The following is a 23,734-nucleotide window of genomic DNA, read 5'->3' as shown; positions in this document are numbered from 1 at the left end:
TTGCGGTTCGACTTGCGGTTCGATGCGCGAGTGTCTCAGATCTCCGTTGACGGAAAATGCCGGGCCAGCACGGCGCGGACCTGCGCCACCAGGTCGGCCTCGGGACACGAGAATTGCGCGGGCCGCGCGGCCTTCCACTCGGCGTTGCTGGCGATGGACTCGGCCGCCCGGGCGCCCTCGATCAGGTCCTTGATCTGGACCTCGCCGGCCAGGCGCTCGTTCGAGCCCTGGATCACCGCCACGGGCGCGCGGCGGCGGTCGGCGTACTTCATCTGCGCCTTCATGCCGGCGGCGCCGAGGTAGAGCTCGGCCCGGATGCCGTCGGCGCGCAGGAGCGCGACGAGCCGCTGGTAATCGGCCATGTTCTCCCGGTCGAGGACCAGCACCACCACCGGCCCGGGAGCCTCGGCGCCGGCGATCAGGGGGCTGCCCACGAGCTGGAGCGCCGAGAACAGCCGCGAGACGCCGATCGAGAAGCCGGTGGCCGGGACCGGCTCGGCCCGGAACCGCCCGACGAGGCCGTCGTAGCGCCCGCCGCCCGCCACCGAGCCGAAGCGCACGGTCTGGCCGTCCTCGTTGGTGACCGGGAAGGTCAGCTCGGCCTCGTAGACCGGGCCGGTATAGTACTCGAGGCCGCGCACCACGCTCGGATCGGCCCGGATCACGTCGTGGCCGTAGCCGGCGGCGGCGCAGAGGCGCATGATCGCGTGCAGCTCGGCGATGCCCTCGCGGCCGGTCTCCGAATCGCCGACCGCCTCGTGCCAGCCGGCGAAGAACTTCTCCCAGAACGCCACCTTGTCGGCGCCGTCGCCGGCATCGGCCTGGAACGACACGTAGGCGAGGATCCGGCCGATCGCCGTGGCGTCGAGGCCGGCGCCCTTGGTGAAGTCGCCGCTCTCGTCCTTGCGGCCGCCGCCGAGCAGGTCGCGCACCCCGTCGACGCCGAGCCGGTCGAGCTTGTCGATCGCCCGCAGCACGGTGAGGCGCTGGCCGGCCTTGTCGGGGCCGGCGAGCCCGATCGCCTCCATGACGCCGTCGAGCACCTTCCGGTTGTTGACCTTGACCACGTACTGGCCGCCGAGCCCGAGGCGGTTCAGCGTGTCCGCCATCAGCATGCAGGTCTCGGCATCGGCCGCGACGCTGCCGGCCCCGACGATGTCGGCGTCGAACTGCATGAACTGGCGGAAGCGGCCCGGCCCCGGCTTCTCGTTGCGGAAGACGTAGCCGGCCCGGTAGCTCCGGTAGGGCTTGGGCAGCCCGTCGTAGTTCTCGGCCACGAACCGGGCCAGCGGCGCCGTCAGGTCGTAGCGGAGCGACAGCCACGCCTCGTCGTCGTCCTGGAACGAGAACACGCCGGCGTTCGGGCGGTCGAGGTCGGGCAGGAACTTGCCCAGGGCCTCGGTGTACTCGACGAACGGCGTCTCGAGGGCCTCGAACCCGTAGAGCTCGAAACTCCTGCGGATCGTCTCCAGCATCCGCCCCTGCGCAGCGATCTCGCCGGCGCGGCGGTCGACGAAGCCGCGCGGCAGGCGGGGCTTCAGGGTCTCGGCCTTCTCGGCCTTCGGGGTCTCGGGCTTGGACATGGGCGCATTCGCTCTCGCGGACCCGGAATCCGGGTCCCGCATCGAATCTTCGATCGTCTCCGGCGGGCGGAGATCCTGCGGCCGGGCTCTAGAGCATGCCGGGCGAAAGGGGAATTCGGTTCGCGGGCGCTCTGGCCGCCCGATCATCCAGCAATGTCGTCCTCGCGAGCTGAGCGAAGCGATCCAGACAGCGCCACGCTTGTCGAGGTCGCGCCGCCCTGGGTCACGTCGCTGCGCTCGTGATGACGGAAAGGGCGCATCGACCGGAGCGGTGAAGCGGGACCCTGCCGGAACTCCGCGCGCGCCGATGCGCCTTTTTCCGGATCGGGTTCCGCTTCGCTCCACCGGTCCGGCACAGGGCGCGGTTCACCCGGACCAAAGACCTCAGTACGGCGCCGTCAGCTTGAGCCAGAGCAGCACCGCGAGACTCACCACGGCGATCGGCATCTGCAGCGGGCGCAGGCGGGCATGCGACAGGGGCACCTCGCCGGCGCGCGCCGCGATCGGGTCGAGGATCCCGATGGCCGCGTAGCCGAGGATCAGCATCGCGAGGGCCGGCACCGCCTTGCCCATCACCGCCGCGAACAGGCTGCCCAGCCCGAGGCCGTAGAGGACCAGCATGGTGACGATCTGCGACACCTGCGGGCCGCCCTCGGTCCGGAAGCTGACGCCCCGGCGCACGCCGGCCAGGAACAGCAGGATCGAGGCGGCATAAAGCAGGGTGAACAGCGCCACGAGGTAGTCGAGGGGTTTGCCGTTCAGCCACCACGCCACGGCGGTGCCGACGGCGATCGGCAGCATCGGGCCGAAGCCGAAGACGATCTCGAGCCAGGGGATCCGGCGCGGCTCGTGCGTGGTGAGGGTGCGTCCGGTGGCGTCGTCGCGCATGGCGGTCTGGGGGAACTCTCGATTCGACGGTCTGCTGCGCCGCAGCACCGGGACAGGGAACGGCCGCGCACCGGCCCGGTTCCGAAACCCGGGTCCGGGCCCGGTTCGACGCCGTCCGTGTAGCGCCGCCGCGGCGCTCCGGCGAGGCCCCGCCGGTCCGTAAACGCGTCACCCGGTCGCCCGCGTCCCCGTCGGCGTCCCGGGCCAATGTCCGGGCCCTTGAGTGCGGGCGAGAAAGGCGTTATCTGTGTGGGGCCCTCATCACAAGGTCTGCGCCGCAGCGCGCCCGTGAGCCGCGAGGGTCCTGCCTCATCGGTTTCGCCAACCTGACCCCGGGCCCCTCGCCGCAGCGCGGCCCGCTCTCCGGTGCCCATCCCCCGGGCACCTGGCACTGAACCGGCCCTCCCACCACCTCCGTCGGTTGCAAGATACCCCCATGACGCCAAATCCCGACGCCCTCGCCGACGATATCGAGACCGCGGAGCCGGCCGACGCGCCGACCATGCCCGCCGCCCTCGAGGGCGTCCGCGAGGTCAAGCTCCAGGACCTCAAGTCGAAGACGCCGACCGACCTGACGGCCTTCGCCGAGGAGGTCGAGGTCGAGAACGCCTCGACCATGCGCAAGCAGGAGTTGATGTTCGCCATCCTGAAGCAGCTCGCTGCCAAGGAGGTCGAGATCATCGGCTCGGGCACCGTCGAGGTGCTGCAGGACGGCTTCGGCTTCCTGCGCTCCTCCGACTCGAACTACCTGCCCGGCCCGGACGACATCTACATCTCGCCGACCCAGATCCGCCGCTTCGGCCTGCGGACCGGCGACACCGTCGAGGGCCCGATCCGCGGCCCCAAGGACGGCGAGCGCTACTTCGCGCTCCTGAAGGTCAACACGATCAACTTCGAGAATCCGGAGAAGATCAAGCACAAGGTCCACTTCGACAACCTGACGCCGCTCTTCCCGACGAAGCGGTTCAAGCTCGAGCTGGACAACCCGACCAAGAAGGATTTCTCGCCGCGGATCATCGACATCGTGGCGCCGATCGGCAAGGGCCAGCGCGCCCTGATCGTGGCGCCGCCGCGCACGGGTAAGACCGTGCTGATGCAGAACATCGCGCAGTCGATCACCCTCAACCACCCCGAGTGCTACCTGATCGTGCTGCTCATCGACGAGCGGCCCGAGGAGGTCACCGACATGCAGCGCTCGGTGAAGGGCGAGGTCATCGCCTCGACCTTCGACGAGCCGGCCACCCGCCACGTGCAGGTCGCCGAGATGGTGATCGAGAAGGCCAAGCGCCTCGTGGAGCACGGGCGCGACGTGGTGATCCTGCTGGATTCCATCACGCGCCTCGGCCGCGCCTACAACACCGTGGTGCCGTCCTCCGGCAAGGTGCTGACCGGCGGCGTCGACGCCAACGCCCTGCAGCGGCCCAAGCGCTTCTTCGGCGCCGCCCGCAACATCGAGGAGGGCGGCTCGCTCTCGATCATCGCCACGGCGCTGATCGACACCGGCTCGCGCATGGACGAGGTCATCTTCGAGGAGTTCAAGGGCACCGGCAACTCCGAGATCATCCTGGACCGCAAGGTCTCCGACAAGCGCATCTTCCCGGCGATCGACATCACCCGCTCGGGCACCCGCAAGGAGGAGCTGCTGGTCCCGCCGGACTCGCTCAAGAAGACCTACGTGCTGCGCCGCATCCTCAACCCGATGGGCGTCACCGACGCGATCGAGTTCCTGCTCGACAAGCTGCGCCAGACCAAGAGCAACGGCGACTTCTTCGACTCGATGAACACCTGAGGCCGTCCCCGGCCGCGGGCATCGCCGCCGTCCCCGCGAGCGGAGCGATCCAGGCAGCGCCGCGGTGGCAAGCCGCGCGCTGGCCTGAGTCACGTCGCTGCGCTCCGGTCCCTCAGGATCGGGGAGCGGATGGGACGGGGGTCGCGCCCGCCGTGCGGGACGCCTGTCCCGCGGCGGCACGAAACGCGATTCCGGTCCGATCGGGCCGTTGACCGTCTCCTAACCGGCCTCTGCCAAGGTTCCATCCGGGCGCCAGGTAGCGTATCGGCCCCGCGACAGCCCCGCCGGCCGGTCCATCCCGGCGGCGGGGCTCGTCGCAGCCGGCTTGCACCGATCCCCGGATCCGTGACACTGGCGCGATGCCCCGCTCGCCCTGGACCGGTCCGGATCCGCTCCTCCTCGCCTCGACCAGCCCGACGAGGCGCCTCCTCCTGGAGAGCGCCGCCCTGCCGGTCGAGACCGCCGCCCCGGACGTCGACGAGCGCGCCCTCGAGGCGGCGAGCGCCGGCCTGTCCCCGCCCGACCTCGCCCTGCACCTCGCCCGCGCCAAGGCCGAGTCGGTGGCGGCGCGCCATCCCGGGCGGATCGTCCTCGGCGCCGACCAGGTGCTCGACCTCGACGGCACCGTGTTCCACAAGCCGGCCGACGGCGCGTCGGCCCGGGCCCAGCTCGCCCGTCTGTCCGGCCGCACCCATGCCCTTCATTCCGCCGTGGTCCTGGCCGGGGCGGTCGAGGACGCCTTCGTGGAGACCGCGCGGCTGACCCTGCGCCCCCTCGATGAAAGGGCGATCGCGGCCTATGTGGACTGCGCCGGCGCGGAGCGCGTGCGGGCGAGCGTCGGCGGCTACCAGCTCGAGGGGCCGGGGATCCACCTGTTCGAATCGGTCGCGGGCGATCACAGCACCGTGCTGGGCCTGCCGCTTCTGCAGCTCCTCGCGCGGCTGCGCGCCGCCGGGCTTCTGGCTTTCTGAGGGAGTACCGCCTTGGCGGGACACGACCATTCGCACGGCGGCCACGGGGGGCATTCCCAAGGCTCCCACGCCCACGGCGGCCACGCCCAGGGCGGTCATGCCCATGGCGGCCTCGGCGGCCACGCGCACGCGCCGAAGGATTTCGGCACGGCCTTCGCCATCGGCATCGTGCTCAACACCGCCTTCGTGGTGATCGAGGCGGCCTACGGCTACCTCAGCAACTCCATGTCGCTGGTGGCCGATGCCGGCCACAACCTCTCGGACGTGCTGGGCCTCGCGGCGGCCTGGATCGCCGCGATCCTGGTGCGCCGCCGCGCCAGCGCGCGCTTCACCTACGGCTACCGCGGCTCCTCGATCCTGGCCGCCCTGTTCAACGCCGTGTTCCTGCTCATCGCCATGGGGGCGGTGATCTGGGAGGCGCTGGTCCGGCTGGTCCACCCGGAGCCCGTCGCGGGCACGACCGTGATGGTGGTGGCGGCGGTGGGAATCCTGGTCAACGGCCTGACCGCGTGGCTCTTCGCCAGCGGCGCCAAGGGCGACATCAACGTCCGCGGGGCGTTCCTCCACATGGTGGCCGACGCCGCCGTCTCGGCCGGGGTCGTGGTGGCGGGCCTCGTGATCCAGCTCACCGGCCTCGCCTGGCTCGACCCGGCGGTCAGCCTCGTCATCGCCGCCCTGGTGGTCTGGGCGACCTGGGGCCTGCTGCGCGACAGCGTGGCCATGTCCCTCGACGCCGTGCCGCCGGAGATCTCCCCGGACGCGGTGACCGGCTTCCTCCTCGAGCGGCCGGGCGTCGCCGGCCTCCACGACCTGCATATCTGGCCCATGAGCACCACCAGCGTCGCCCTGACGGTCCATCTCGTGATGCAGGAGGGGCATCAGGCCCACCGCCAGCCCGGCAACGGCTTCCTCACCGAGACCGCCGAGGGCCTGCGCGACCGGTTCGGCATCTGCCACGCCACCCTCCAGGTCGAGGAGGCCGGCGGCCCGGCCTGCCGCCTCGCGCAGGATTGCGCGGCGTGAGCGGCGCCCAGCCCCGCGCCTTCGTGGTCGGCCACCCGATCGCCCACTCGCGCTCGCCGCTGATCCACGGCCACTGGCTCGCCGTGCACGGGATCCCGGGCTCCTACGAGCGGCTCGACGTGGCCCCGGAGGCCTTTCCGGACTTCATCCGCGCCCTGCCCGCGTCCGGCTACCGGGGCGGCAACGTCACCATCCCCCACAAGGAGGCGGCCTTCGCGCTGGTGGACACGCTCACGCCGCGGGCGAAAACCATCGGCGCGGTCAACACCCTGGTGGTCGGGCCGGACGGGCGGATCCGCGGCGACAACACCGACGCGCCGGGCTTCTGCGCCCATCTCGACCACAGCCTGGGCGCGGCCTGGCCGGACCGGGCGGGCGGCACCGCCCTGGTGCTCGGCGCCGGCGGCGCGGCGCGGGCGATCGTGGTCGGGCTCGCCGAGCGCGGCCTGCGGCGCGTCTGGGTCGCCAACCGCACCGCGGCCCGGGCCGAGGCGGTGGCGGCCCTCGCGCCGGGCGTCGGCGCGGCGCTCGCCTGGGACGACCTGCCGGCGGCGCTTCCCGGAACAGGCCTCCTCGTCAACACCACGTCCCTGGGCATGAAGGGCCAGCCGCCCCTCGCCGTCGGCCTGTCGCCCCTGCCGGCGGACGCGGCCGTGGCCGACATCGTCTACGCGCCCCTGGAGACCGAGCTCCTGGCGGCGGCGCGGCGGCGGGGGCTCGCCGCCGTGGACGGGCTCGGCATGCTGCTGCACCAGGCGGTGCCGGGCTTCGCGGCGTGGTTCGGCCCGCGCCCCGCCGTCACCCCCGAGCTGCGCGACCGGATCGTGGCGGACCTCGCCGGATGACCCCGAAGGCCGGATCCGGACCCGTCATCCTCGGGCTCACCGGCTCGATCGGCATGGGCAAGTCGGCCACGGCCCGGATGTTCGCGGAGCGCGGCGTCCCGGTCCACGACGCCGACGCCGCCGTCCACGCCCTCTACGGGCCGGGCGGCGCGGCCGCCGCGGCGATCGGCGCGGCCTTTGCCGGCGTGCTCGGCGACGACGGCGGCGTCGACCGGGCGCGGCTGCGCGCCGCGGTGCTCGACGCGCCCGACCGGATGGCGGCGCTGGAGGCCATCGTCCATCCCCTGGTGCGCGCGGCCAGCACGGACTTCCTGGCGCGGCACGCGGCGGCGCCGGTGGTCGTCCTCGACGTCCCGCTCCTCTACGAGACCGGCGGCGAGGGCCGCTGCGACGCGGTCGCGGTGGTGAGCGCCCCGCCCGAGATCCAGCGCGACCGGGTGCTCGCGCGTCCCGGCATGACCGAGGCGGCCTTCGCGGCGATCCTGGCCAAGCAGATGCCCGACGCCGAGAAGCGCGCCCGGGCAGATTTCGTCATCGACACGGGCCGGGGTTTCGCCGCCGCCGAGGCCGCGGTCGCGCGGATCGTCGAGCGACTGACGGCGCACCGTGCGCCGCCGCACCGCGGCGACGGATGAAACGCCCGGAGGATTGAATATCTGCGGTTGTGTTCCGGGGGGAATACGGACGGCAGGATGGACGTGATGGCGCGGCGCTGGGGCGGGATTGATCGCATTCGGTCGGGCGGCATCCGGGCCGCAACCCTTCTCGCGCTGCTGGCGGCCGGGCCCGCGCAGGCCCAGTACGCCGCCAGCTGCCCGCCGCCGAAGAAGGTCGCGGCCGGCGCCTGCGTCACCGCCTGCCCGGGCGGCTACGAGGACCGGGGATCCGTCTGCGTCTACCGCAACACGTCCCGGTGAGGGGCACGGGAGCTTAACCCCTCCGCCGTATCCCGCTAGGGTCCGCCCCCACCCCCCGCGAGTCGCGAGACCCATGCTGCGCGAGATCGTCCTCGACACCGAGACCACCGGCACGGAGGCGAAGGGAGGCGACCGGCTGATCGAGATCGGCGCGGTGGAGCTCCTCAACCACATCCCCACCGGCCGGACCTTCCACCGCTACTGCAACCCGCAGCGGCCGGTCTCCGAGGGCGCCTTCAACGTCCACGGCCTGTCCGACGCGTTCCTCGCCGACAAGCCGCTCTTCGCCGAGATCGTCGGCGAGTTGCTGGCCTTCCTGGCCGACGGGCGGCTCGTGATCCACAACGCGCCCTTCGACGTCGGCTTCCTCAACATGGAATACGCCCGGCTCGGCGCGAACGCCCCGCCGCCGATCCAGCTGGAGGACGTCGTCGACACCCTGCCGATGGCCCGGCGCAAGCACCCGGGCGCGGCCAACAACCTCGACGCCCTCTGCAGCCGCTACGGCATCGACAACACCCGGCGCACCAAGCACGGGGCACTCCTCGACGCGCAGATCCTGGCCGAGGTCTACGTCGAGCTGCTCGGCGGCAAGCAGACCAGCCTCGGCCTCCTGGAGGCCGCGACGGCCGCCCCGGTGGCCGGCTCGGCGGCCCTGGCGTCGGCGGCTCCGGCGGCGCCCCGCCCCTACCGGTCTCGCCTCACGGATGCAGAGCGCGCCCGGCACGATAGCTTCCGCGCGAGCCTCGGTCCTGCCGCGATCTGGGCCGAGTATATCGGGGCGGACGATCCGGCCTGATCGCTGGTCCGTCCCGCTCTCCGATCCGCACGCCTGCCGCGCGCCGCCGGCTGTTGCCGCATCGCACAGGGGCGTTTATTGCAATGCACAAAACGCCGTCGACGGAGCCTCTCGCGGGGTGACGGAGGCTGGCCCGCGCGGTGCCGGTGCGCTCCCTCGGGGGAGGCACGGGCGCGCCGGATCCGGCCGTGACGGAGATGCTGAGGCAGTGAGGCGCGCACGCATGACCGAGGATTTCGGCAGTCGCGACGGACAGCGCGACGACAAGACCGGCCCGTCACCCTTCGCCGACATGATCGAGGCCACCCGCCTGACCGGCCTCGGCCGGCTCGAGGAGGCGACCGCCCTCATCCAGCGCAGCCTCGGGGGGCAGAAGGCTCCGCCCGCCGATCCGCCGGCCGCGCCGCAGCCTCCCGCGCGCCGCGACGCGCCTTCCGCCGAGACGCGCAGTCCCGCGGCGGAGTCCGGGACGCGGATGCGCGAGGTGGTGGGGCAGGTCGTGCGCGGGCTCGCGCCGGTGCTGAAGGGCCTGGGCAACCCGCTCCGGTCGCCGGCCCCGCCGCCCGCCGACCTGGCGGGCGGGACCGGGGGCCGCTTCGTGTCCCTGACCCATGCCGAGCCCGCCGGCACCCGCGAGTACAAGCTGTTCATCCCGAGCCACCCGGACCGGGCGGCGCCGCTGATCATGATGCTGCACGGCTGCACGCAGAACCCGGACGATTTCGCCGCCGGCACCGGCATGAACACCCTCGCCGAGCGCGCCGGCGTGTTCGTGGCCTACCCGGCCCAGAGCCGCCAGGCCCACGCCCAGCGCTGCTGGAACTGGTACGAGCCCCGGGACCAGGGCCGCGGCGCGGGCGAGCCGGCGATCATCGCGGGCCTCACCCGCGCGATCATGGCGGAGCACCCGATCGACCCGGCCCGGGTCTACATCGCCGGCCTGTCGGCCGGCGGCGCCGCCGCCCTCAACATCGCCCGCGCCTACCCGGATCTCTACGCCGCCGTCGGCGTGCATTCGGGCCTCGCGGCCGGCTGCGCCCGGGACCTCGGCTCGGCGCTGATGGCCATGCAGGTCGGCGCCCCGGGCCTCGGCGCCCCGACCGCCTTCGGCACCCCGGCGCCCGCGACCCGCGTCCCGACGATCATCTTCCACGGCGAGGACGACGGCACGGTGAGCGTGCGCAACGCCGACCAGGTGCTGGTCCAGGCCAAGGTCGCCGGGCTGACGCCGCGGTCGGAGACCTTCGAGGGCCGCGGCCACCCCTTCACCCGCACCCGCTACCGGGACGAGGCGGGCCGGGTCGTGGTCGAGGATTGGCGGGTGCGCGGCGCCGGCCACGCCTGGTCCGGGGGCCGCCCCGACGGCAGCTACACGGATCCCGAGGGGCCCGACGCGTCCCGGGCGATGCTCGACTTCTTCGCCGAGCACCGGCTGGGCCCGGCCGGGCGCCCGTAGGGGGTTTCCGGAGGGCCGCGCGCTCTGGCGGGTTGTCAGGACGCGGCCCTGCTGTATCGCAGGGCGCTGCCCTGCTCCCACAAAAGGTCCCGGACCTTTTGCATCCAGGACCTCCCCAGGACCTCCCATGAGCACCACCCCCGCACCGATTCCGACCCTCCAGGGCCTCGCCGAGGTCGCCGACCGGTACGACCTGATCCTCTGCGACGTCTGGGGCGTGCTGCACGACGGCCAGACGGCCCACACGGCCGCCGGCGAGGCGCTGATCCGCTTCCGCGGCCTCCCGGGCGCGCGGCCGCGCCGGGTCGTCCTCGTCTCGAACGCGCCCCGGCCCGGCGACGGCGTCGGCCGCATCCTCGACCGGTTCGGCGTGCCGCGGGAAGCCTACGACGCGATCCTGACCTCGGGCGACCTCACCCACGACCTGATCGCCGCGCGCCCCGGTGCGCGGATCCGGCATCTCGGGCCGGAGCGCGACCTCGGCATCTTCCAGGGGCTCGACCTCAGCCTCGTCCCAGAGCCGGAGGCCAACCTCGTCGTCTGCACCGGCCTGTTCGACGACCGCAGCGAGACCCCCGACGATTACCGGCCGGAGCTGGAGCGCCTCGCCGCCCGCGGGCTGACGATGATCTGCGCCAATCCCGACCTCGTCGTGGAGAGCGGCAACCGCCTGATCCCCTGCGCGGGCCTGCTCGCGGCGGCCTACGCGGAGATCGGCGGCCCCGTGGTCTACGCCGGCAAGCCCCACCGCCCGGTCTACGAGGCGGCGCTCGCCAAGGGGGCGGCGCTCACCGGGGCGGCGCTCGCCGGGGCCCCGGTGGACCCGGCGCGGGTCCTGGCGATCGGCGACGCGATCCGCACCGACATCGCCGGCGCCCGCGGCGTCGGCATCGCCAGCCTGCTGGTGGCCCGCGGCATCCACGCGGAGGAACTCGGCGTCACGGCCGCGCATCACCGCCTGGGCGACGTGGCGGAATGGCTCGGCCGGCAGGCGGTGCATCCGGACGCGGTGATCGAGCGGCTGGTCTGGTAGCGGCCGGTCCTGCGAGGCGGGCCCTTCGAGGTGGGTCCTGCGCGTATTGCCGCCAGTCTAACCCCCTGAAATCCCCGACAAGCTTGACACCGCGCGGGAAATTGCGTGGATTCGCGCGTGTGAATCGGTCCCGCGCGCAGCAATCAGCCCCGACATCCGCTTCGCGTGTCGGGCGATTCGACCGGGAGACCTGTCCGGCCGCGATGCTCGCGACGATCGGAACCGGCGAGACGGCAGGTCTTGCGTGACCCTCGTCTCCGGACTGCCCGATTTCCTGCTCTATCTCGCCACCGCGACCGGGCTGATCGGCCTCTACCTGCTGATCTACACCCTCGCCACCGCGCACAACGAGCTCGCGCTGATCCGCCGGGACGTGACGGCGGCCGCCGTCGCGCTGGGCGGGAGCCTGGTCGGCTTCACCCTGCCGCTGGCGGTGGCGATCTACAACGCGCGGTCGCTGCTCGACTGCCTGATCTGGGGGCTGATCGCCCTGGTGATCCAGATCGCGATCTACTGGCTCGTGCGCCTCGCGGTGCCGGACCTGTCGCGGCGCATCGAGGAGGATCGCGCCGCCGCCGCGATCCTCCTCGGCGCGGCCTCGCTGGCGGGCGGCGTCGTGAACGCCGCCTCGATGACCTATTGAGGGGCCGGTGACGGAGACCGCGCCACCTCCCGCCGCTTCCGGTGACGCCGCCGCCGGCGGGCCCGGGACCGGCTTCGCCGCTGCCCGCCGCTCCAAGCGCTCGGCCGCCGTGTCGCTGGTCCTGGTCGCGGGCGCCGGCGCGGCCGCCCTGACGCTCGGCGGCCTCGACCCGTCCCAGCGCGAGGAGGAGGCGCTCGTCTACGGGACGCTCGGCGCCTGCATCGCCCAGCAGCTGCGCGGCGCCGAGGCCTGCATCGCCGCCTACAAGACCGCGCAGGAGACCTACGCGGCGACGGCGCCGCGCTACGAGACCGAGGCCGATTGCCAGCGCCACCACGGGACCGGCGGCTGCACCCCGGGCGCGCAGGTCACGGAGGCCGCGCGCGGCCGCTACCTGCCGGTGATGGCCGCCTTCATGATGGGGCGTACGGACGCGCAGGACCTGCCGGTCCAGCCGCTCTACCCGCACGCGCCCGAGGAGGAGCGCGACGAGGCCGGGGCCGCGACGGCCGGGCACGGCGGCGGCTACTGCACCGGTGCGGGCGGGCGGGTCGCCTACGCGGGCGGCGCCTCGCGGGTCCACGTCCCCGCCTCGGTCGCCCGCACCACGAGCGCGACCCCGCGCACGATCAGCCGCGGCGGCTTCGGCGGCACCGGGCGGGCGACGGCGTTCTCCGGAGGCTCGAGCGGCCGCGCGGGTGGGTTCGGGGGCGGGTTCGGGGGCGGCTGATGCGCCGCGTGCCGGTCCCGGAGCGGCCCGACTGGCGCCAGCACGCCGCGCGGGCCGGCTTCACCTTCCACACGTTCGACGGCGCCCCCTACTGGGACGAGAGCGCCTACTACGCCTTCGGCCTCGCGGAGATCGAGGACGCCATCGAGGCGCCGAGCGCCGCGCTGCACGAGCTCTGCCTCGCCTTCGTGGACCGGGCGGTCCGGGACGCGGCGATCCTCGCCTCGCTGCGGATCCCCGAGCATGCCTGGGACGCGATCCGGGCGAGCTGGGACCGGCGCGATCCCAGCCTCTACGGGCGCTTCGACTTCAGCTACGGGGGCGACGGGCCGGCCAAGCTCCTCGAGTACAACGCCGACACGCCCACCGCCCTGTACGAGAGCGCGGTCTTCCAGTGGCTCTGGCTGGAGGACGGGCTGGCGCGGGGACGCCTCCCCGCCGGCGCCGACCAGTTCAACACCCTGCACGAGGCGCTGGTGGCGCGCCTCGCCGCCGTGGCGCCCCCGGAGGGCGTCGCCTTCGCGGGCTTCCCCGACGCGCCGGAGGATCGCGGCACGCTGGCCTATCTCCAGGACTGTGCGCTCCAGGCCGGCCGCCCCGCCCCCTTCCTGCCGGTCGAGGCGATCGGGCTCGACGCGGACGGGCGCTTCGTGGACGCGGCCGGCGCCCCGATCGGCTGCCTGTTCAAGCTCTACCCGTGGGAGTGGATGTTCGCCGACCCGTTCGGCCGCGCGGTCGGCGCGGCCGCGACCCGGTTCCTGGAGCCGCCCTGGAAGGCGGTTCTCTCCAACAAGGGGCTGCTGGCGCATCTCTGGGCGATGGCGCCGGGCCATCCCAACCTGCTGCCGACCTATTTCGAGGAGGATCCGGCCAAGGCCGCGCTGGGCCGGAGCTTCGTGAAGAAGCCCCTCTACGGGCGCGAGGGCGCCAACGTGCTGATCGTGCGCGACGGCGCCGTCGCGGCGCGCGACGAGGGGCCCTACGGCGGCGAGGGCTACGTGCGGCAGGCCCTGGCGGAGCTGCCCGATTTCGCGGGCCGCCGCGCGCTGGTCGGCAGCTGGATGGTCGGCGACCGGCCCGCCGGCCTGTGCCTGCGCGAGTCGGACGGCCTCATCACGACCGACCGGGCCCGGTTCGTGCCGCACCTCATCGACCCGTGACCCAGTCCCGCGCCGCCGCGGCTCACCGGCCCAGCGCCGCGAGCTCCCGCCGCATGTTCGACCGCGCCGGCCCCTCCAGCTCCGCCCGGGCCCGGGCGGTGACGAACAGCGGCCGGCCGGATGCGAGGGCCCCCCGCAGGAAGGCCGCGCGCCCCTGCCGGTAGGCGGCCGCGCCCACGACCGGGACGAATTCCCGCGCCACGCCGGCGGCGTAGCCGTCGTAGGCGGCGGGCGCCGCCCCCAGGATCGCCATGTCCATGTCGAGGAAGAGCGCGACGTCCGCGGCGAGCGCGGCCGGGAGACCGTCCGGGACGGCGTGCCGCTCGGTCGCCAGGATCATCGTCTCGGCCGCCGCCAGCGTGGGCGCCGGGACCGCGCCCTCCGGCAGCGCCCGCAGGAGCGCGGCGCTGCGGCGCTCGTTGTCCGCGGCGCCCGGCCGGTAGACGGCGTCGTGGAACCAGATCGCCAGTTCCACCGCGTCGGGATCCCGGACCGTCCCGCGGCGGGCGCGGAACGCCTCCAGCAGCGCGTCGATATGCGCCTGGCCGTGATAGACCCGGTGCGGCTCGGCCAGCCGGGCGCGCAGGTCAGCCAGGATGCGGGGATGGCCGTCGAGCATCGGCCGATCCTCTACCCGATCCGCCGCCGCGGGACGAGGCGGATCGCGCCGCAGGCCCGAGAAGACGCTCCGGGCACCCGCGATGGACTTCCCGGCCTCGCGCTCCGACGCCCCGCGAGATCATCGTCCCCGCGACGATGATCGGGGATGTGATCGTCGAACGCCCCGATAGACGCGCCGCTGTCGATCCCGAGAGATCTATTGGGCGCGATCGACCCGATCCCGCGTCTGGTCTTCGCGCGGAACGCCGGCTACAGGGGCAGAACCATCCGGAGGATCCCCAGCGCCCATGAGAGCGACGAGCCTGAGAACGACGACTTGGTTGATGCTGACGGCGCTGCTCGCCGCCGCCCCGGCCCGTGCGCAGGCCCCCGCGCAGGCCCCTGCCCCGGCACCGGCGGGGCCGGCGACCAAGCCCGAGAGCGATCCGGCTCAGGAGACGATCCGCAAGCTCAACGCCTATGTCGGGCTCCTCAACCGGACCCTGCGGGCGCAGGAATCGCTCGGCCGCTATCAGAGCTGGGTCAACATGAAGACCGGTCCGACCGGCCGCGAGCGGATCATCTACGGCCTCTACGGGCTCTACGACGTGCGCGGCGAGATCGCGAAGGCGGAGGCCGCGACGGCGCAGTCGCCCGCGATGCCGGACCTCGACGGCGCCGTGAAGACCTACATCGCCGCCTATCAGGCGCTCGCCCCGACGGTCACCGAGGCGGAGGGCTACTACGAGCGGCAGGATTACCGCGCGGACAAGATGGAGCAGGGCAAGGCGCTCCACGCCAAGCTCGCCGTCGCGGGGCCGGCCTTCCTGGCGGCGCGCGCCAAGGTCGACGCCGCGCTGCGGGTCGAGAAGGAGAAGAGCGACGCGCTGGAACTCGCCGCCATCGAGGCGCAGGAGGGCCGCAAGGCGCGCTGGCACGTCGCGAACGTGATGACCGCCTGCCGCAAGGTCATGGACCTGCTGCCCACCGACGCCAAGCCGGTCGTCGACATGGCGGCCTTCGACGCCGCGCTCGGGCGCTACGCCGTCGCCGTGAAGGACATGGACGGGTACAGCGCTGCCAACCCGAACTCCTTCCACGTGTTCGAGAGCCGGCCCCGCGCGCTCCTGGGCAAGCTGCGCGAGTTCGACGACAAGCTCGCCAAGGCCAGGGGCGACGCCCGGCGCGGCGCCGGGCGCGACGTGACCTGGATCGTGAACGACTACAACATGATGGTGTCGACCGCGCAGACGGCCACGACCTTCTCGCGGTGACCGGGGGCGTCCGGGACCCGGGGCGCCGTCAGCGGGCGCTCCGGCCCGGTTCCGTCAGCCGCAGCGAGGTCGCGGCCGCGGTGACGGCCGCCTGCCAGCGCGCCTGCTCGGCCGCGGGGTAGCGGACGCGCAGGGTGACGAAGGCGCCGCCGCGCCCGCCCGCCAGCAGGGTCTTCCGGTACAGGATCCCGGCCGCCGTCGTGCAGGAGAGCACGATCCAGCCGGGCTTGCGCGCGGCGTATTCCGGCGGCTGCCGCAGGCATGTCTTCCGGTCCGCGGCCACGACGGCGTCGAGATCCTGGTCGAGCACGTCGTTCAGGCCCGACACCGTCAGGTGCAGGTGGCCGTCGGCCGAGCGGAAGGCCTGCCCGTCGCCGTTGTCCGGCGGCGGCTCCGCGACGAGGTCGGCGGGCACGTCGACGGAGAAGCCGAAACGGGCGTTGACCACGTGGCGCAGCGCCGGCGTGTCCGGCAGCGCCCGGCTCCAGTCGCGCCGGACCTGCGCGATCCGCGCGGTGTAGGCCCGCGTCAGGCAGGCCGTGTCCGGGCAGGCATCGCGGATCCGCGCGCGCCAGCGCGCGTGGTCCTCGCCGAAGGTGTCGATCGCCTGGCCGGTCTCGCCGTCGACCCCGCGCGTCTCGCCCACGATCCGGTCGAACAGGCGCCTGAGTTCCTCGTCCAGCCGCGTCAGGGCGGGGTCGGCACAGATCAGCGTCTCGACCCTGTCCCGGATCCCGGCGCAATCCGGCGCCGCCCGGGCGCCGACGGTGCCGAGCGCACAGACTGCGCCGACGAGGCCTGTTCGGAGGATCGATCGGGGGATCGATCGCGGGCTCAGGCGCGCCGGACGGGCTTGGCTACGCACGGATATCCTCCTGTGGCGGTCTGGACGCGATCGGCCGTCGGGCCCTCCGGATCCGGGCAGGATGGCGCGCCGCCGCTCATCGGCCCGTCGTTGTCTTGAGCATCAGGATGTCGATGTCGCGCCGGGGCACGTAATCCGTCACGACGCTCTCGAAGGTCGTCGGGCCGGTCTTGCGGAGCCCGGTGGCGCAGAACGACACGAGCGTCGTCGGATCGCCCTTGTCCACGGTCAGCTTGAACGTGCCGATCGGCCCGGCCCAGTTGCCGCCGGAGGTGATCACGTAGGACAGGTACTGCTCGAAGGCCTGCACCCCCTGCCCGCCCGCCGCCGCGATTCTGCGCGCGAGTCCCTGGGCTGCCTTCAGGAAGGCCGCGTCCGTGCAGTATTTCCGCGCGTACTCGGCCTTCTCGTCGGCGCCCTCGGTCGGGGTCCCGAACGACAGGCTGGAGAGGCCGCCGACGCCCGGAACGTAGCTCTGCCGGACGACGACGTCGCGGCCCGCCGGGAAGACCTGCCGGCGCCAGAACTTCGACCGCAGGGTCCAGACCGGGAACAGGCTCGTCGTGCCCTTGCCCATGTCCTGGGGCTCCAGGAGGCCGTCCGCCACGAGGCCGCGGCGCTGATCGGCGCCGAGGGCGGCCAGCGCGGCCTCGGTCGCCTCGACCGTCGGGACGAGGGGGATGCCGAGGCTCCGCAGCCGCCCGGTCACCTCGACCTCCGGCTTGCCGGCCGGCGTGACGAAGGCGCGCTGCTCGACCTGCGAGTCGACCGGCCGGCCGTCGACCTCGGTGGTGAAACGGAGGAAGTTGTCGTGCTTCGGGTCGGCGATGCTCAGCATCGCGTCGGGACCCCCGGAGATGTCGGGCATCGGGAACGCGATCGTCGTCTCGACGTCCCGGTCGGTCAGGTTGCGGAAGCGGTAGACGATCCGCACCGCCTTCTCGGACAGGAAGAGGTCCTCGGAGACGAGGGCGATCCGGTCCGTCTTCTCCAGGACGAGACCGCCGGTCGCGAGGGTCGCGACGCTGTCGTCGGCCCGGGCCGGACGCGGCAGGGCCGACGACAGGGCCGACAGGGCCGCCGACAGGATCACCGGCAGGAGCAGGGTCAGGCGCGGGACGCGGGTCGTGGATGGGATTCGCACGGCTGTCGGGCTCGCGGGTTGGATCCGTCGGTGCGGGGCGGGGTGAGAACCGGCGCGTCGCCGGTCAGCGATCGGCGGGCGGGTCTCGGTCGATCCGGTCACGCCTCCGGCTCAGTCGCGGAGCGGGCTCGGCAACCGTCGGTCCCGGTGGGAGACGGGCCTCGATCCGCCGCCCCAGGGCGGTGAGCGCTTCGGCGAAGGCGTCATCGGTCGCGGCACACCATCCTCCCCGCGGCGCGCCCGCACGCGCACCGCCGAATCTCGGACGGACCGAATGGAAGCTTTCGGGCAGAGTTGAGGCCGACCGAGAGGGCCATGTCAGGTCGAGGCGTCAGGTCGAGGCGTCAGGTCGAGGCTGTGAGAAGACACCGCCGTCGGCGGCCGCGCGCGATTGCGCCGCCGCGACCGTTCGGTCTATCGGCTGCCCGGGATGGCCGGCGGCCCCGGGCGCCGGCTCGATCCGCGACGATCTGCGAGGAGCGCCCCGTGCCAGCCGAAGACGCCCCGATCGGCCGCTTCCCGATCCCCCGCCTGGAGACGCTGCCGGACGACATCCGCGCACGGATCGAGGCGGTGCAGGAGAAGTCCGGCTTCATCCCGAACGTGTTCCTGGTGCTCGCCCACCGTCCGGACGAGTTCCGGGCGTTCTTCGCCTACCACGACGCGCTCATGGACAGGCCGGGCAACCTGACCAAGGCCGAGCGCGAGATGATCGTGGTGGCGACCTCGGCCATCAACCAGTGCCAGTACTGCGTGATCGCCCACGGGGCGATCCTCCGGATCCGCGCCAAGGATCCGCTGATCGCCGACCAAGTGGCGATCAACTACCGCAAGGCCGACATCACCGACCGGCAGAAGGCGATGCTCGACTTCGCCATGCTGGTCAGCCAGTCCGCCCACCAGGTCGGGGAGGCCGCGTTCGCGGCGCTCAGGGCCCACGGCTTCGACGACGCGGATGCCTGGGACATCGCCGCCATCGCGGCCTTCTTCGGCCTCTCGAACCGGCTGGCGAACGTCAGCAACATGCGGCCCAACCCGGAATTCTACGCGCTGGGGCGCGGCTGACGGCGCGGCGTCCCTCGCCGCCGGCGAGCGGACCGCCGGGGCGGGTTCCGGGTGTCCACCATCCCTTCAGAGGGCTCGGCGCCCCGCGGGACCGCCGGAGCCCCGCCGTGCGACCTGGCGTCGCGCGCGGGGAGCGGATGAAACGGCTCCGGCCCTCTGAGCCCGGCGGCGACCGCGCGCGGGCACGGGGGGCGGACGGGGCGCGCCGTCCTTACCAGTGCTTTAAGCCTATAGGAGCCGCCCGGTCCGGCTGTTAACAGGCGTTAAATTTTGTGGCCGACCCGGTGAGGGGGCGAATCCCGGCTTGAACCTTCGAAGCGGCGCGGCCCAGCGTCTCGACCTGACCGCGTGCGATCGCGAGCCCATCCACATCGTCGGCAGCGTCCAGCCGCACGGGTTCCTGCTCGGCCTCGAGTCCCGGTCCCTCACCATCGTCCAGGCGAGCGCCAACGCCCCCGCGGCGGCCTCCGTCGGCACCGTCCTCGACGCGGCCCTGCCCGACCTCGCGGCCGTCGTCCGCCACCACCTGGAGGCGGCGGAGCCCCAGGACGGCGCCCTCTATCTCCGGACGGTGACGCTGGAGACCGCCGGCGGGCGCCAAGCCTACGAGGTCGCGGCCCACCGGGTCGACGAACTCGTCGTGCTGGAGCTGGAGGAGATCGACGCGGCCGCGGCCGAGATCGGCGTCGACGTGCTCACCCCGCGCCTGCGGGCCTTCGTCGAGCGCCTGCAGACCGCCCGCACCGTCGAGGACCTCTGCCAGTTCGTCGCCGAGGACATCCGCCAGATCACCGGCCTCGACCGGGCCCTGGTCTACCGGTTCGACCGCGACTGGCACGGCACGGTGCTGGCGGAGGCCGGCAACGGCGTCCTGCCCTCCTACCTCGACCTGCGCTTCCCCGCCTCCGACATCCCGGCCCAGGCGCGCGAGCTCTACCGCCGAAACCGGCTGCGCATCATCCCGGATGCCGGCTACGTCCCCGTGCCGATCCGGCCGGCCACCACGCCCTCCGGCAAGCCGCTGGACCTCAGCCAGTCGGTGCTGCGCTCGGTCTCGCCGGTCCACGTCGAGTACATGCGCAACATGGGCACGATGGCGTCCATGTCGGTGTCGATCCTCGTCGACGGCGCCCTCTGGGGCCTGATCTCCTGCCACAACCGCGCGCCCAGGCGCGTGCCCCTCCAGGCGCGCAATGCCTGCGACGTGCTCACCCAGATCTTCGCCCTGCAGCTCTCGGCCCGCGAGCGCGGCGCCCAGTCCGAGAAGCGGCTGGCGCTGGGCGCCGTGCAGGCGCGCCTCCTCGCGTTCATGGCCGAGGAGGACAGCTTCGTCGACGGCCTGCTCAACCACCCCGACGACGTCCTGGCCCTGGTGGACGCGACCGGCGCCGCGGTGGTTACGGCCGACCGCTGCCGGCTGCTCGGGGCGACGCCGACCGAGCGCGAGGTCCGCGCCCTCTATCGGTGGCTGTCCGAGCGCGAGGATGCCGAGGAGGTCTTCGTCTCCGAGGCCCTGTCGGAGGCGTTCCCGGCCGCCGCCGCCTTCGCCGACCGGGCGAGCGGCCTCCTGGCGATCTCGGTCTCGAAGAAGTACGCGAGCTACATCCTCTGGTTCAGGCCCGAGGTCGTGCGGACGGTGAAGTGGGGCGGCAACCCCGTGAAGGCCGTCCGGCCCGACCCGGAGGGCGGCCCGGACCGGCTGCACCCGCGCAAGTCGTTCGAGATCTGGAAGGAGACCGTGCAGGGCCGCTCCCTGCCCTGGTCCGACCCGGAGGTGGAGGCCGCCAAGGACCTGCGCGCCTCGGTGCTCGGCATCGTGCTCCGCCGGGCCGAGGAGCTCGCCGCCATGAGCGAGGAGCTGCAGCGCTCGAATAAGGAGCTGGAGGCGTTCTCGTACTCGGTCAGCCACGACCTGCGCGCGCCGTTCCGCCACATCGTCGGCTACGCGAACCTGCTCAAGACCCGCGAGGGCGCCCAGCTCTCCGACAAGGGCCGGCACTACGTGGAGACGATCATCGAGGCGGCCTTCTCGGCCGGCACCCTGGTCGACAGCCTGCTGAGCTTCTCGCAGATGGGCCGGCACGCCCTCAACAAGGTCTGGGGCGACATGAACGCCCTGGTCGAGGAGGTCCGCCGGAAGGTCCTGCGCGACGTCACCCCCGACCGGACCCTCCGCTGGGAGATCGCGCCCCTGGGCCGCGCCTACGCCGACCCGGTGATGCTGCGGCTCGTCATCGAGAACCTGCTGTCGAACGCCGTGAAGTACACCCGCGGCACCCCGGAGGCGGTGATCGCGATGGGCAGCCTCCCGCCCCGGGAGGGCGAGGCGGTCTACTTCGTGCGCGACAACGGCGCCGGCTTCGACATGGCCTACGTCGACAAGCTGTTCGGCGTGTTCCAGCGGCTGCACCGGGTCGAGGAGTTCGAGGGCACGGGCATCGGCCTCGCCAATGTCCGCCGCATCGTCGAGCGCCACGGCGGCCGGACCTGGGCCGAGGGCAGGCTCGGCGCGGGCGCCACCTTCTACTTCACCCTGCCCATCCGGGAGGAGGCCCACTGATGGCGGGACTGAAGCCCATCCTCCTGGTCGAGGACAACCCGAACGACATCGAGCTGACGCTGGCGGCGCTCGAATCGAGCCAGCTCGCCAACGAGATCGTCATCTGCCGCGACGGCGCCGAGGCCCTCGACTTCATCTACCGGCGGGGCGCGCACGAGAAGCGGCAGGCCCAGGACCCCGCGGTGGTCCTGCTCGACCTGAAGCTGCCCAAGGTCGACGGCCTGGAGGTGCTCGCCAAGATCAAGGGCGACCCGGTCACCCGCCAGGTGCCGGTGGTGATGCTGACCTCGTCCCGCGAGGAGACCGACCTCGTGCGCTCCTACGATCTCGGGGTGAACGCCTTCGTGGTGAAGCCGGTCGCCTTCGAGGAGTTCTTCGCGGCGATCAAGGAGATCGGCGTGTTCTGGGCCCTCCTCAACGAGCCGCCGCCGTACCGGGGAGGCTGGCCATCGAACGCGTGATCGGACCTTCCGCGGGGCCGCTGCGGGTCCTCCACCTGGAGGACAGCGACCTCGACGCCGAGCTGATCGAGGCCGAGCTGGAGACCCTCGGGCACCCGGTCGCGATCGAGCGGGTGATGACCCGCGACGCCTTCGCCCGCGCGGCGGTCGCCGGCCGGCACGACCTGATCCTGGCCGACTACGTCCTGCCGACCTTCGACGGCGTGAGCGCCCTCGGCATCGCCCGGGCGCAGTGCCCCGACACGCCGTTCATCTTCTGCTCGGGCACGCTCGGCGAGGACGTCGCGGTCGAGGCCCTGAAGAACGGCGCCACCGACTACGTCGTCAAGCAGCGCCTCGACCGCATGCCGCGCACGATCGTCCGGGCGCTCGCCGAGGCGCGGGCCCGCGCCGACAAGCGCGAGGCCGAGGCCGCCCTGCAAGCGCTCAACGAGACGCTGGAGGTGCGCATCGCCGAGCGGACCCGCGAACTCGCCGCGGCGAACGAGGCCCTCCAGGCCCAGATCGTCGAGCGGGAGCGGGCGGAGGACGCCCTGCGGCTCGCCCAGCGCCTGGACGCGGTCGGCCAGCTCACGAGCGGCGTCGCGCACGACTTCAACAACCTGCTGACGGTGATCGCCGGCAACATCGAGTTCCTCGAGAGGGTCGTGTCCGACACCCGCTCGAAGCGCCGCCTCGCCATGATGCGCGGGGCCGCCGAGCGCGGCGCCCGGCTCACCGCGCAGCTCCTCGCCTTCTCCCGGCGCCAGCGCCTGGAGCCGACGCCGGTCAGCCTCAACCAGACGGTCGCCTCGATGCGCGACCTGCTGCAGAGCTCGATCGGCGGCGCGGTCCGGATCGAGACGACCCTTCAGCCCGACCTGTGGCCCGCCCTGGTCGACGCCACCCAGATCGAGCTGGTGATCCTGAACCTCGCCATCAACGCCCGCGACGCGATGGCGGTGGGCGGCCGGCTCGCCATCGAGACCGCCAATGTCAGCGTCACCGGGGCGCCGACCCGGCCCGAGCAGCCGGCGCCCGGCGCCTACGTCATGGTGGCGGTGAGCGACACCGGCACCGGGATGACGCCGGACGTGCTGGCGCGGGTGTTCGAGCCGTTCTTCACCACCAAGGAGGTCGGCAAGGGGTCGGGTCTCGGGCTCGCCCAGGTCTACGGCTTCGTCAAGCAGTCCGGCGGCGGCATCCGGATCGACACGGTCGCGGGCGAGGGCACCTCGATCAAGGTCTACCTGCCCCGGGCCGCCGAGCCCGAGGGCGCCGTGCCCCGCCTGCCGGCCGCGGCCGAGGCCGCGCGGACGCACCCGCCCGGGAGCGGCCCCCGGCTCCTCGTGGTCGACGACGACGCCGAGGTGCGCGAGGTGACGACGACCCGCCTGATCGAGGCCGGCTACGCGGTGCGCGAGGCGGCCTCGGGCCTCCAGGCCCTGGCCGCCCTGGAGGCGGATCCGGGCGTCGACCTCGTCGTGATGGACTTCGCCATGCCGGGCATGAACGGGGCCGAGACGGCCCTGGAGGTGCGGAAGCGCTGGCCGGCGCTGCCGGTCCTGTTCGTCACCGGCTTCGCCGACACCACCGCCCTGACCGAGGCCGGCGCCGTCGGCGCCGACGCGATCGTGCTGAAGCCGTTCCGCGTCGGGGAACTTGAGGGCAAGGTCGCCGCCGCCCTGGCGGCGCGCCCGCCGGCGCAGCTCCGGCTGATCTCGGGCCGCGACAGGAGCGCCTGAGGGGGACGTCGCGCGGGCGTCCCGCTGGCGTCCCGCTGGCGTCTCTGGGGCTCTCCCGGGCGTTCTCCACACGGCGTGCGGGCCCCGCACGGCGTCCCGGGCGGCGCGTGCGCGCCGACGCGGTTGCGCGAACCCGCCCGCTGGGGCACCGATGGCGCTGTCCTGTCCCGCCGGTTCCTCGCCCCATGTCCGAGTCACGCGCCT

22 protein-coding genes are annotated in these 23,734 nt (G+C 73.2%); 17 read left to right on the top strand and 5 right to left on the bottom strand.

What is annotated here, in order from left to right:
• Positions 1-35: 35 nt before the first annotated feature.
• On the bottom strand, positions 36-1,583 hold the full coding sequence (gene hisS, locus BMY19_RS17995) for a histidine--tRNA ligase (RefSeq protein ID WP_056533631.1): 1,548 nt from the start codon (positions 1,581-1,583) through the stop codon (positions 36-38).
• 384 nt (positions 1,584-1,967) lie between these two features.
• Positions 1,968-2,471 carry a DUF3429 domain-containing protein gene (locus tag BMY19_RS17990; RefSeq protein WP_100252487.1) on the bottom strand — a complete coding sequence of 168 codons (504 nt, stop codon included), beginning with the start codon at positions 2,469-2,471 and terminating at the stop codon, positions 1,968-1,970.
• A gap of 502 nt (positions 2,472-2,973) precedes the next feature.
• Here BMY19_RS17990 and rho point away from each other — a divergent pair.
• The 12 genes from rho (at position 2,974) to BMY19_RS17930 (ending at position 13,837) form a co-directional block, all read left to right on the top strand.
• On the top strand, positions 2,974-4,260 hold the full coding sequence (gene rho, locus BMY19_RS17985) for a transcription termination factor Rho (protein ID WP_085986776.1): 1,287 nt from the start codon (positions 2,974-2,976) through the stop codon (positions 4,258-4,260).
• Positions 4,261-4,619: 359 nt separating this feature from the next.
• The gene (locus BMY19_RS17980; protein WP_100252486.1) at positions 4,620-5,231 is read left to right on the top strand and encodes a Maf family protein; all 612 of its coding nucleotides are present in this window, start codon (positions 4,620-4,622) and stop codon (positions 5,229-5,231) included.
• 12 nt (positions 5,232-5,243) lie between these two features.
• Positions 5,244-6,254, top strand: coding sequence for a cation diffusion facilitator family transporter (locus BMY19_RS17975; protein WP_100252485.1), 1,011 nt, complete (start codon positions 5,244-5,246; stop codon positions 6,252-6,254).
• Entirely contained in the window at positions 6,251-7,099 is an 849-nt protein-coding gene (locus tag BMY19_RS17970; RefSeq protein WP_100252543.1) for a shikimate dehydrogenase, read from the top strand. The genes BMY19_RS17975 and BMY19_RS17970 overlap by 4 nt, the downstream gene beginning before the upstream one ends.
• On the top strand, positions 7,096-7,734 hold the full coding sequence (coaE, locus tag BMY19_RS17965; RefSeq protein ID WP_100252484.1) for a dephospho-CoA kinase: 639 nt from the start codon (positions 7,096-7,098) through the stop codon (positions 7,732-7,734). Before BMY19_RS17970 ends, coaE begins: the two co-directional genes overlap by 4 nt.
• A gap of 66 nt (positions 7,735-7,800) precedes the next feature.
• Positions 7,801-8,016, top strand: coding sequence for a hypothetical protein (locus BMY19_RS17960; RefSeq protein WP_100252542.1), 216 nt, complete (start codon positions 7,801-7,803; stop codon positions 8,014-8,016).
• Positions 8,017-8,089: 73 nt separating this feature from the next.
• Positions 8,090-8,815 (top strand): DNA polymerase III subunit epsilon, encoded by a 726-nt coding sequence (gene dnaQ / locus BMY19_RS17955; protein ID WP_056533619.1) that lies wholly within the window; start codon positions 8,090-8,092, stop codon positions 8,813-8,815.
• Between the two features lie 223 nt (positions 8,816-9,038).
• Positions 9,039-10,271 carry an extracellular catalytic domain type 1 short-chain-length polyhydroxyalkanoate depolymerase gene (locus BMY19_RS17950; protein WP_100252483.1) on the top strand — a complete coding sequence of 411 codons (1,233 nt, stop codon included), beginning with the start codon at positions 9,039-9,041 and terminating at the stop codon, positions 10,269-10,271.
• A gap of 127 nt (positions 10,272-10,398) precedes the next feature.
• On the top strand, positions 10,399-11,304 hold the full coding sequence (locus BMY19_RS17945; protein WP_100252482.1) for a TIGR01459 family HAD-type hydrolase: 906 nt from the start codon (positions 10,399-10,401) through the stop codon (positions 11,302-11,304).
• Between the two features lie 244 nt (positions 11,305-11,548).
• The gene (locus BMY19_RS17940) at positions 11,549-11,947 is read left to right on the top strand and encodes a DUF350 domain-containing protein (protein WP_100252481.1); all 399 of its coding nucleotides are present in this window, start codon (positions 11,549-11,551) and stop codon (positions 11,945-11,947) included.
• Between the two features lie 7 nt (positions 11,948-11,954).
• Positions 11,955-12,677 (top strand): DUF1190 domain-containing protein, encoded by a 723-nt coding sequence (locus BMY19_RS17935; protein WP_100252480.1) that lies wholly within the window; start codon positions 11,955-11,957, stop codon positions 12,675-12,677.
• Positions 12,677-13,837: a glutathionylspermidine synthase family protein gene (locus BMY19_RS17930; RefSeq protein ID WP_100252479.1), complete on the top strand. Its 1,161-nt coding sequence runs from the start codon at positions 12,677-12,679 to the stop codon at positions 13,835-13,837. Before BMY19_RS17935 ends, BMY19_RS17930 begins: the two co-directional genes overlap by 1 nt.
• 22 nt (positions 13,838-13,859) lie before the next feature.
• Here the strand turns inward: BMY19_RS17930 and BMY19_RS17925 are convergent, their stop codons facing one another.
• A complete protein-coding gene (locus BMY19_RS17925; RefSeq protein WP_100252478.1) occupies positions 13,860-14,456 on the bottom strand; it encodes an HD domain-containing protein in 597 nt (198 codons plus the stop codon).
• 289 nt (positions 14,457-14,745) lie between these two features.
• Here BMY19_RS17925 and BMY19_RS17920 point away from each other — a divergent pair, with 289 nt between their 5' ends.
• The gene (locus tag BMY19_RS17920) at positions 14,746-15,711 is read left to right on the top strand and encodes a YiiG family protein (RefSeq protein ID WP_100252477.1); all 966 of its coding nucleotides are present in this window, start codon (positions 14,746-14,748) and stop codon (positions 15,709-15,711) included.
• A 28-nt stretch (positions 15,712-15,739) separates the two neighbouring features.
• On the opposite strand, the gene BMY19_RS17915 is transcribed toward BMY19_RS17920, so the two are convergent.
• Both BMY19_RS17915 and BMY19_RS17910 read right to left on the bottom strand, forming a co-directional pair.
• Positions 15,740-16,576 (bottom strand): lysozyme inhibitor LprI family protein, encoded by an 837-nt coding sequence (locus tag BMY19_RS17915; RefSeq protein ID WP_100252476.1) that lies wholly within the window; start codon positions 16,574-16,576, stop codon positions 15,740-15,742.
• Between the two features lie 76 nt (positions 16,577-16,652).
• Positions 16,653-17,720, bottom strand: a complete 1,068-nt coding sequence (locus tag BMY19_RS17910) for a DUF4424 domain-containing protein (protein ID WP_100252475.1) — start codon at positions 17,718-17,720, stop codon at positions 16,653-16,655.
• Positions 17,721-18,206: 486 nt separating this feature from the next.
• Between BMY19_RS17910 and BMY19_RS17905 the strand changes: the two genes are divergently transcribed.
• The 4 genes from BMY19_RS17905 (at position 18,207) to BMY19_RS17890 (ending at position 23,530) form a co-directional block, all read left to right on the top strand.
• Positions 18,207-18,785, top strand: a complete 579-nt coding sequence (locus tag BMY19_RS17905) for a peroxidase-related enzyme (protein WP_020094072.1) — start codon at positions 18,207-18,209, stop codon at positions 18,783-18,785.
• Positions 18,786-19,089: 304 nt separating this feature from the next.
• Complete coding sequence (locus BMY19_RS17900) at positions 19,090-21,345, top strand: ATP-binding protein (RefSeq protein ID WP_100252474.1); 2,256 nt, start codon at positions 19,090-19,092, stop codon at positions 21,343-21,345.
• A complete protein-coding gene (locus tag BMY19_RS17895) occupies positions 21,345-21,806 on the top strand; it encodes a response regulator (protein WP_020094074.1) in 462 nt (153 codons plus the stop codon). The genes BMY19_RS17900 and BMY19_RS17895 overlap by 1 nt, the downstream gene beginning before the upstream one ends.
• Positions 21,803-23,530 carry a hybrid sensor histidine kinase/response regulator gene (locus BMY19_RS17890; RefSeq protein WP_020094075.1) on the top strand — a complete coding sequence of 576 codons (1,728 nt, stop codon included), beginning with the start codon at positions 21,803-21,805 and terminating at the stop codon, positions 23,528-23,530. The genes BMY19_RS17895 and BMY19_RS17890 overlap by 4 nt, the downstream gene beginning before the upstream one ends.
• Positions 23,531-23,734 lie beyond the last annotated feature (204 nt).

The organism is Methylobacterium sp. UNC300MFChir4.1, assembly GCF_900110155.1.
Lineage (GTDB): Bacteria > Pseudomonadota > Alphaproteobacteria > Rhizobiales > Beijerinckiaceae > Methylobacterium.
The sequence above is the reverse complement of the archived record's forward strand: the minus strand, read 5'-3'. Positions and strand labels throughout refer to the sequence as shown.

What these genes read in the sequence shown, in the direction of transcription:
- hisS (WP_056533631.1), bottom strand. Translation starts at nt 1,583, where the DNA reads ATGTCCAAGCCCGAGACCCCGAAGGCCGAGAAGGCCGAGACCCTGAAG.
- BMY19_RS17990 (WP_100252487.1), bottom strand. Translation starts at nt 2,471, where the DNA reads ATGCGCGACGACGCCACCGGACGCACCCTCACCACGCACGAGCCGCGC.
- rho (WP_085986776.1), top strand. Translation starts at nt 2,974, where the DNA reads ATGCCCGCCGCCCTCGAGGGCGTCCGCGAGGTCAAGCTCCAGGACCTC.
- BMY19_RS17980 (WP_100252486.1), top strand. Translation starts at nt 4,620, where the DNA reads ATGCCCCGCTCGCCCTGGACCGGTCCGGATCCGCTCCTCCTCGCCTCG.
- coaE (WP_100252484.1), top strand. Translation starts at nt 7,096, where the DNA reads ATGACCCCGAAGGCCGGATCCGGACCCGTCATCCTCGGGCTCACCGGC.
- BMY19_RS17960 (WP_100252542.1), top strand. Translation starts at nt 7,801, where the DNA reads ATGGCGCGGCGCTGGGGCGGGATTGATCGCATTCGGTCGGGCGGCATC.
- dnaQ (WP_056533619.1), top strand. Translation starts at nt 8,090, where the DNA reads ATGCTGCGCGAGATCGTCCTCGACACCGAGACCACCGGCACGGAGGCG.
- BMY19_RS17950 (WP_100252483.1), top strand. Translation starts at nt 9,039, where the DNA reads ATGACCGAGGATTTCGGCAGTCGCGACGGACAGCGCGACGACAAGACC.
- BMY19_RS17945 (WP_100252482.1), top strand. Translation starts at nt 10,399, where the DNA reads ATGAGCACCACCCCCGCACCGATTCCGACCCTCCAGGGCCTCGCCGAG.
- BMY19_RS17930 (WP_100252479.1), top strand. Translation starts at nt 12,677, where the DNA reads ATGCGCCGCGTGCCGGTCCCGGAGCGGCCCGACTGGCGCCAGCACGCC.
- BMY19_RS17925 (WP_100252478.1), bottom strand. Translation starts at nt 14,456, where the DNA reads ATGCTCGACGGCCATCCCCGCATCCTGGCTGACCTGCGCGCCCGGCTG.
- BMY19_RS17920 (WP_100252477.1), top strand. Translation starts at nt 14,746, where the DNA reads ATGAGAGCGACGAGCCTGAGAACGACGACTTGGTTGATGCTGACGGCG.
- BMY19_RS17895 (WP_020094074.1), top strand. Translation starts at nt 21,345, where the DNA reads ATGGCGGGACTGAAGCCCATCCTCCTGGTCGAGGACAACCCGAACGAC.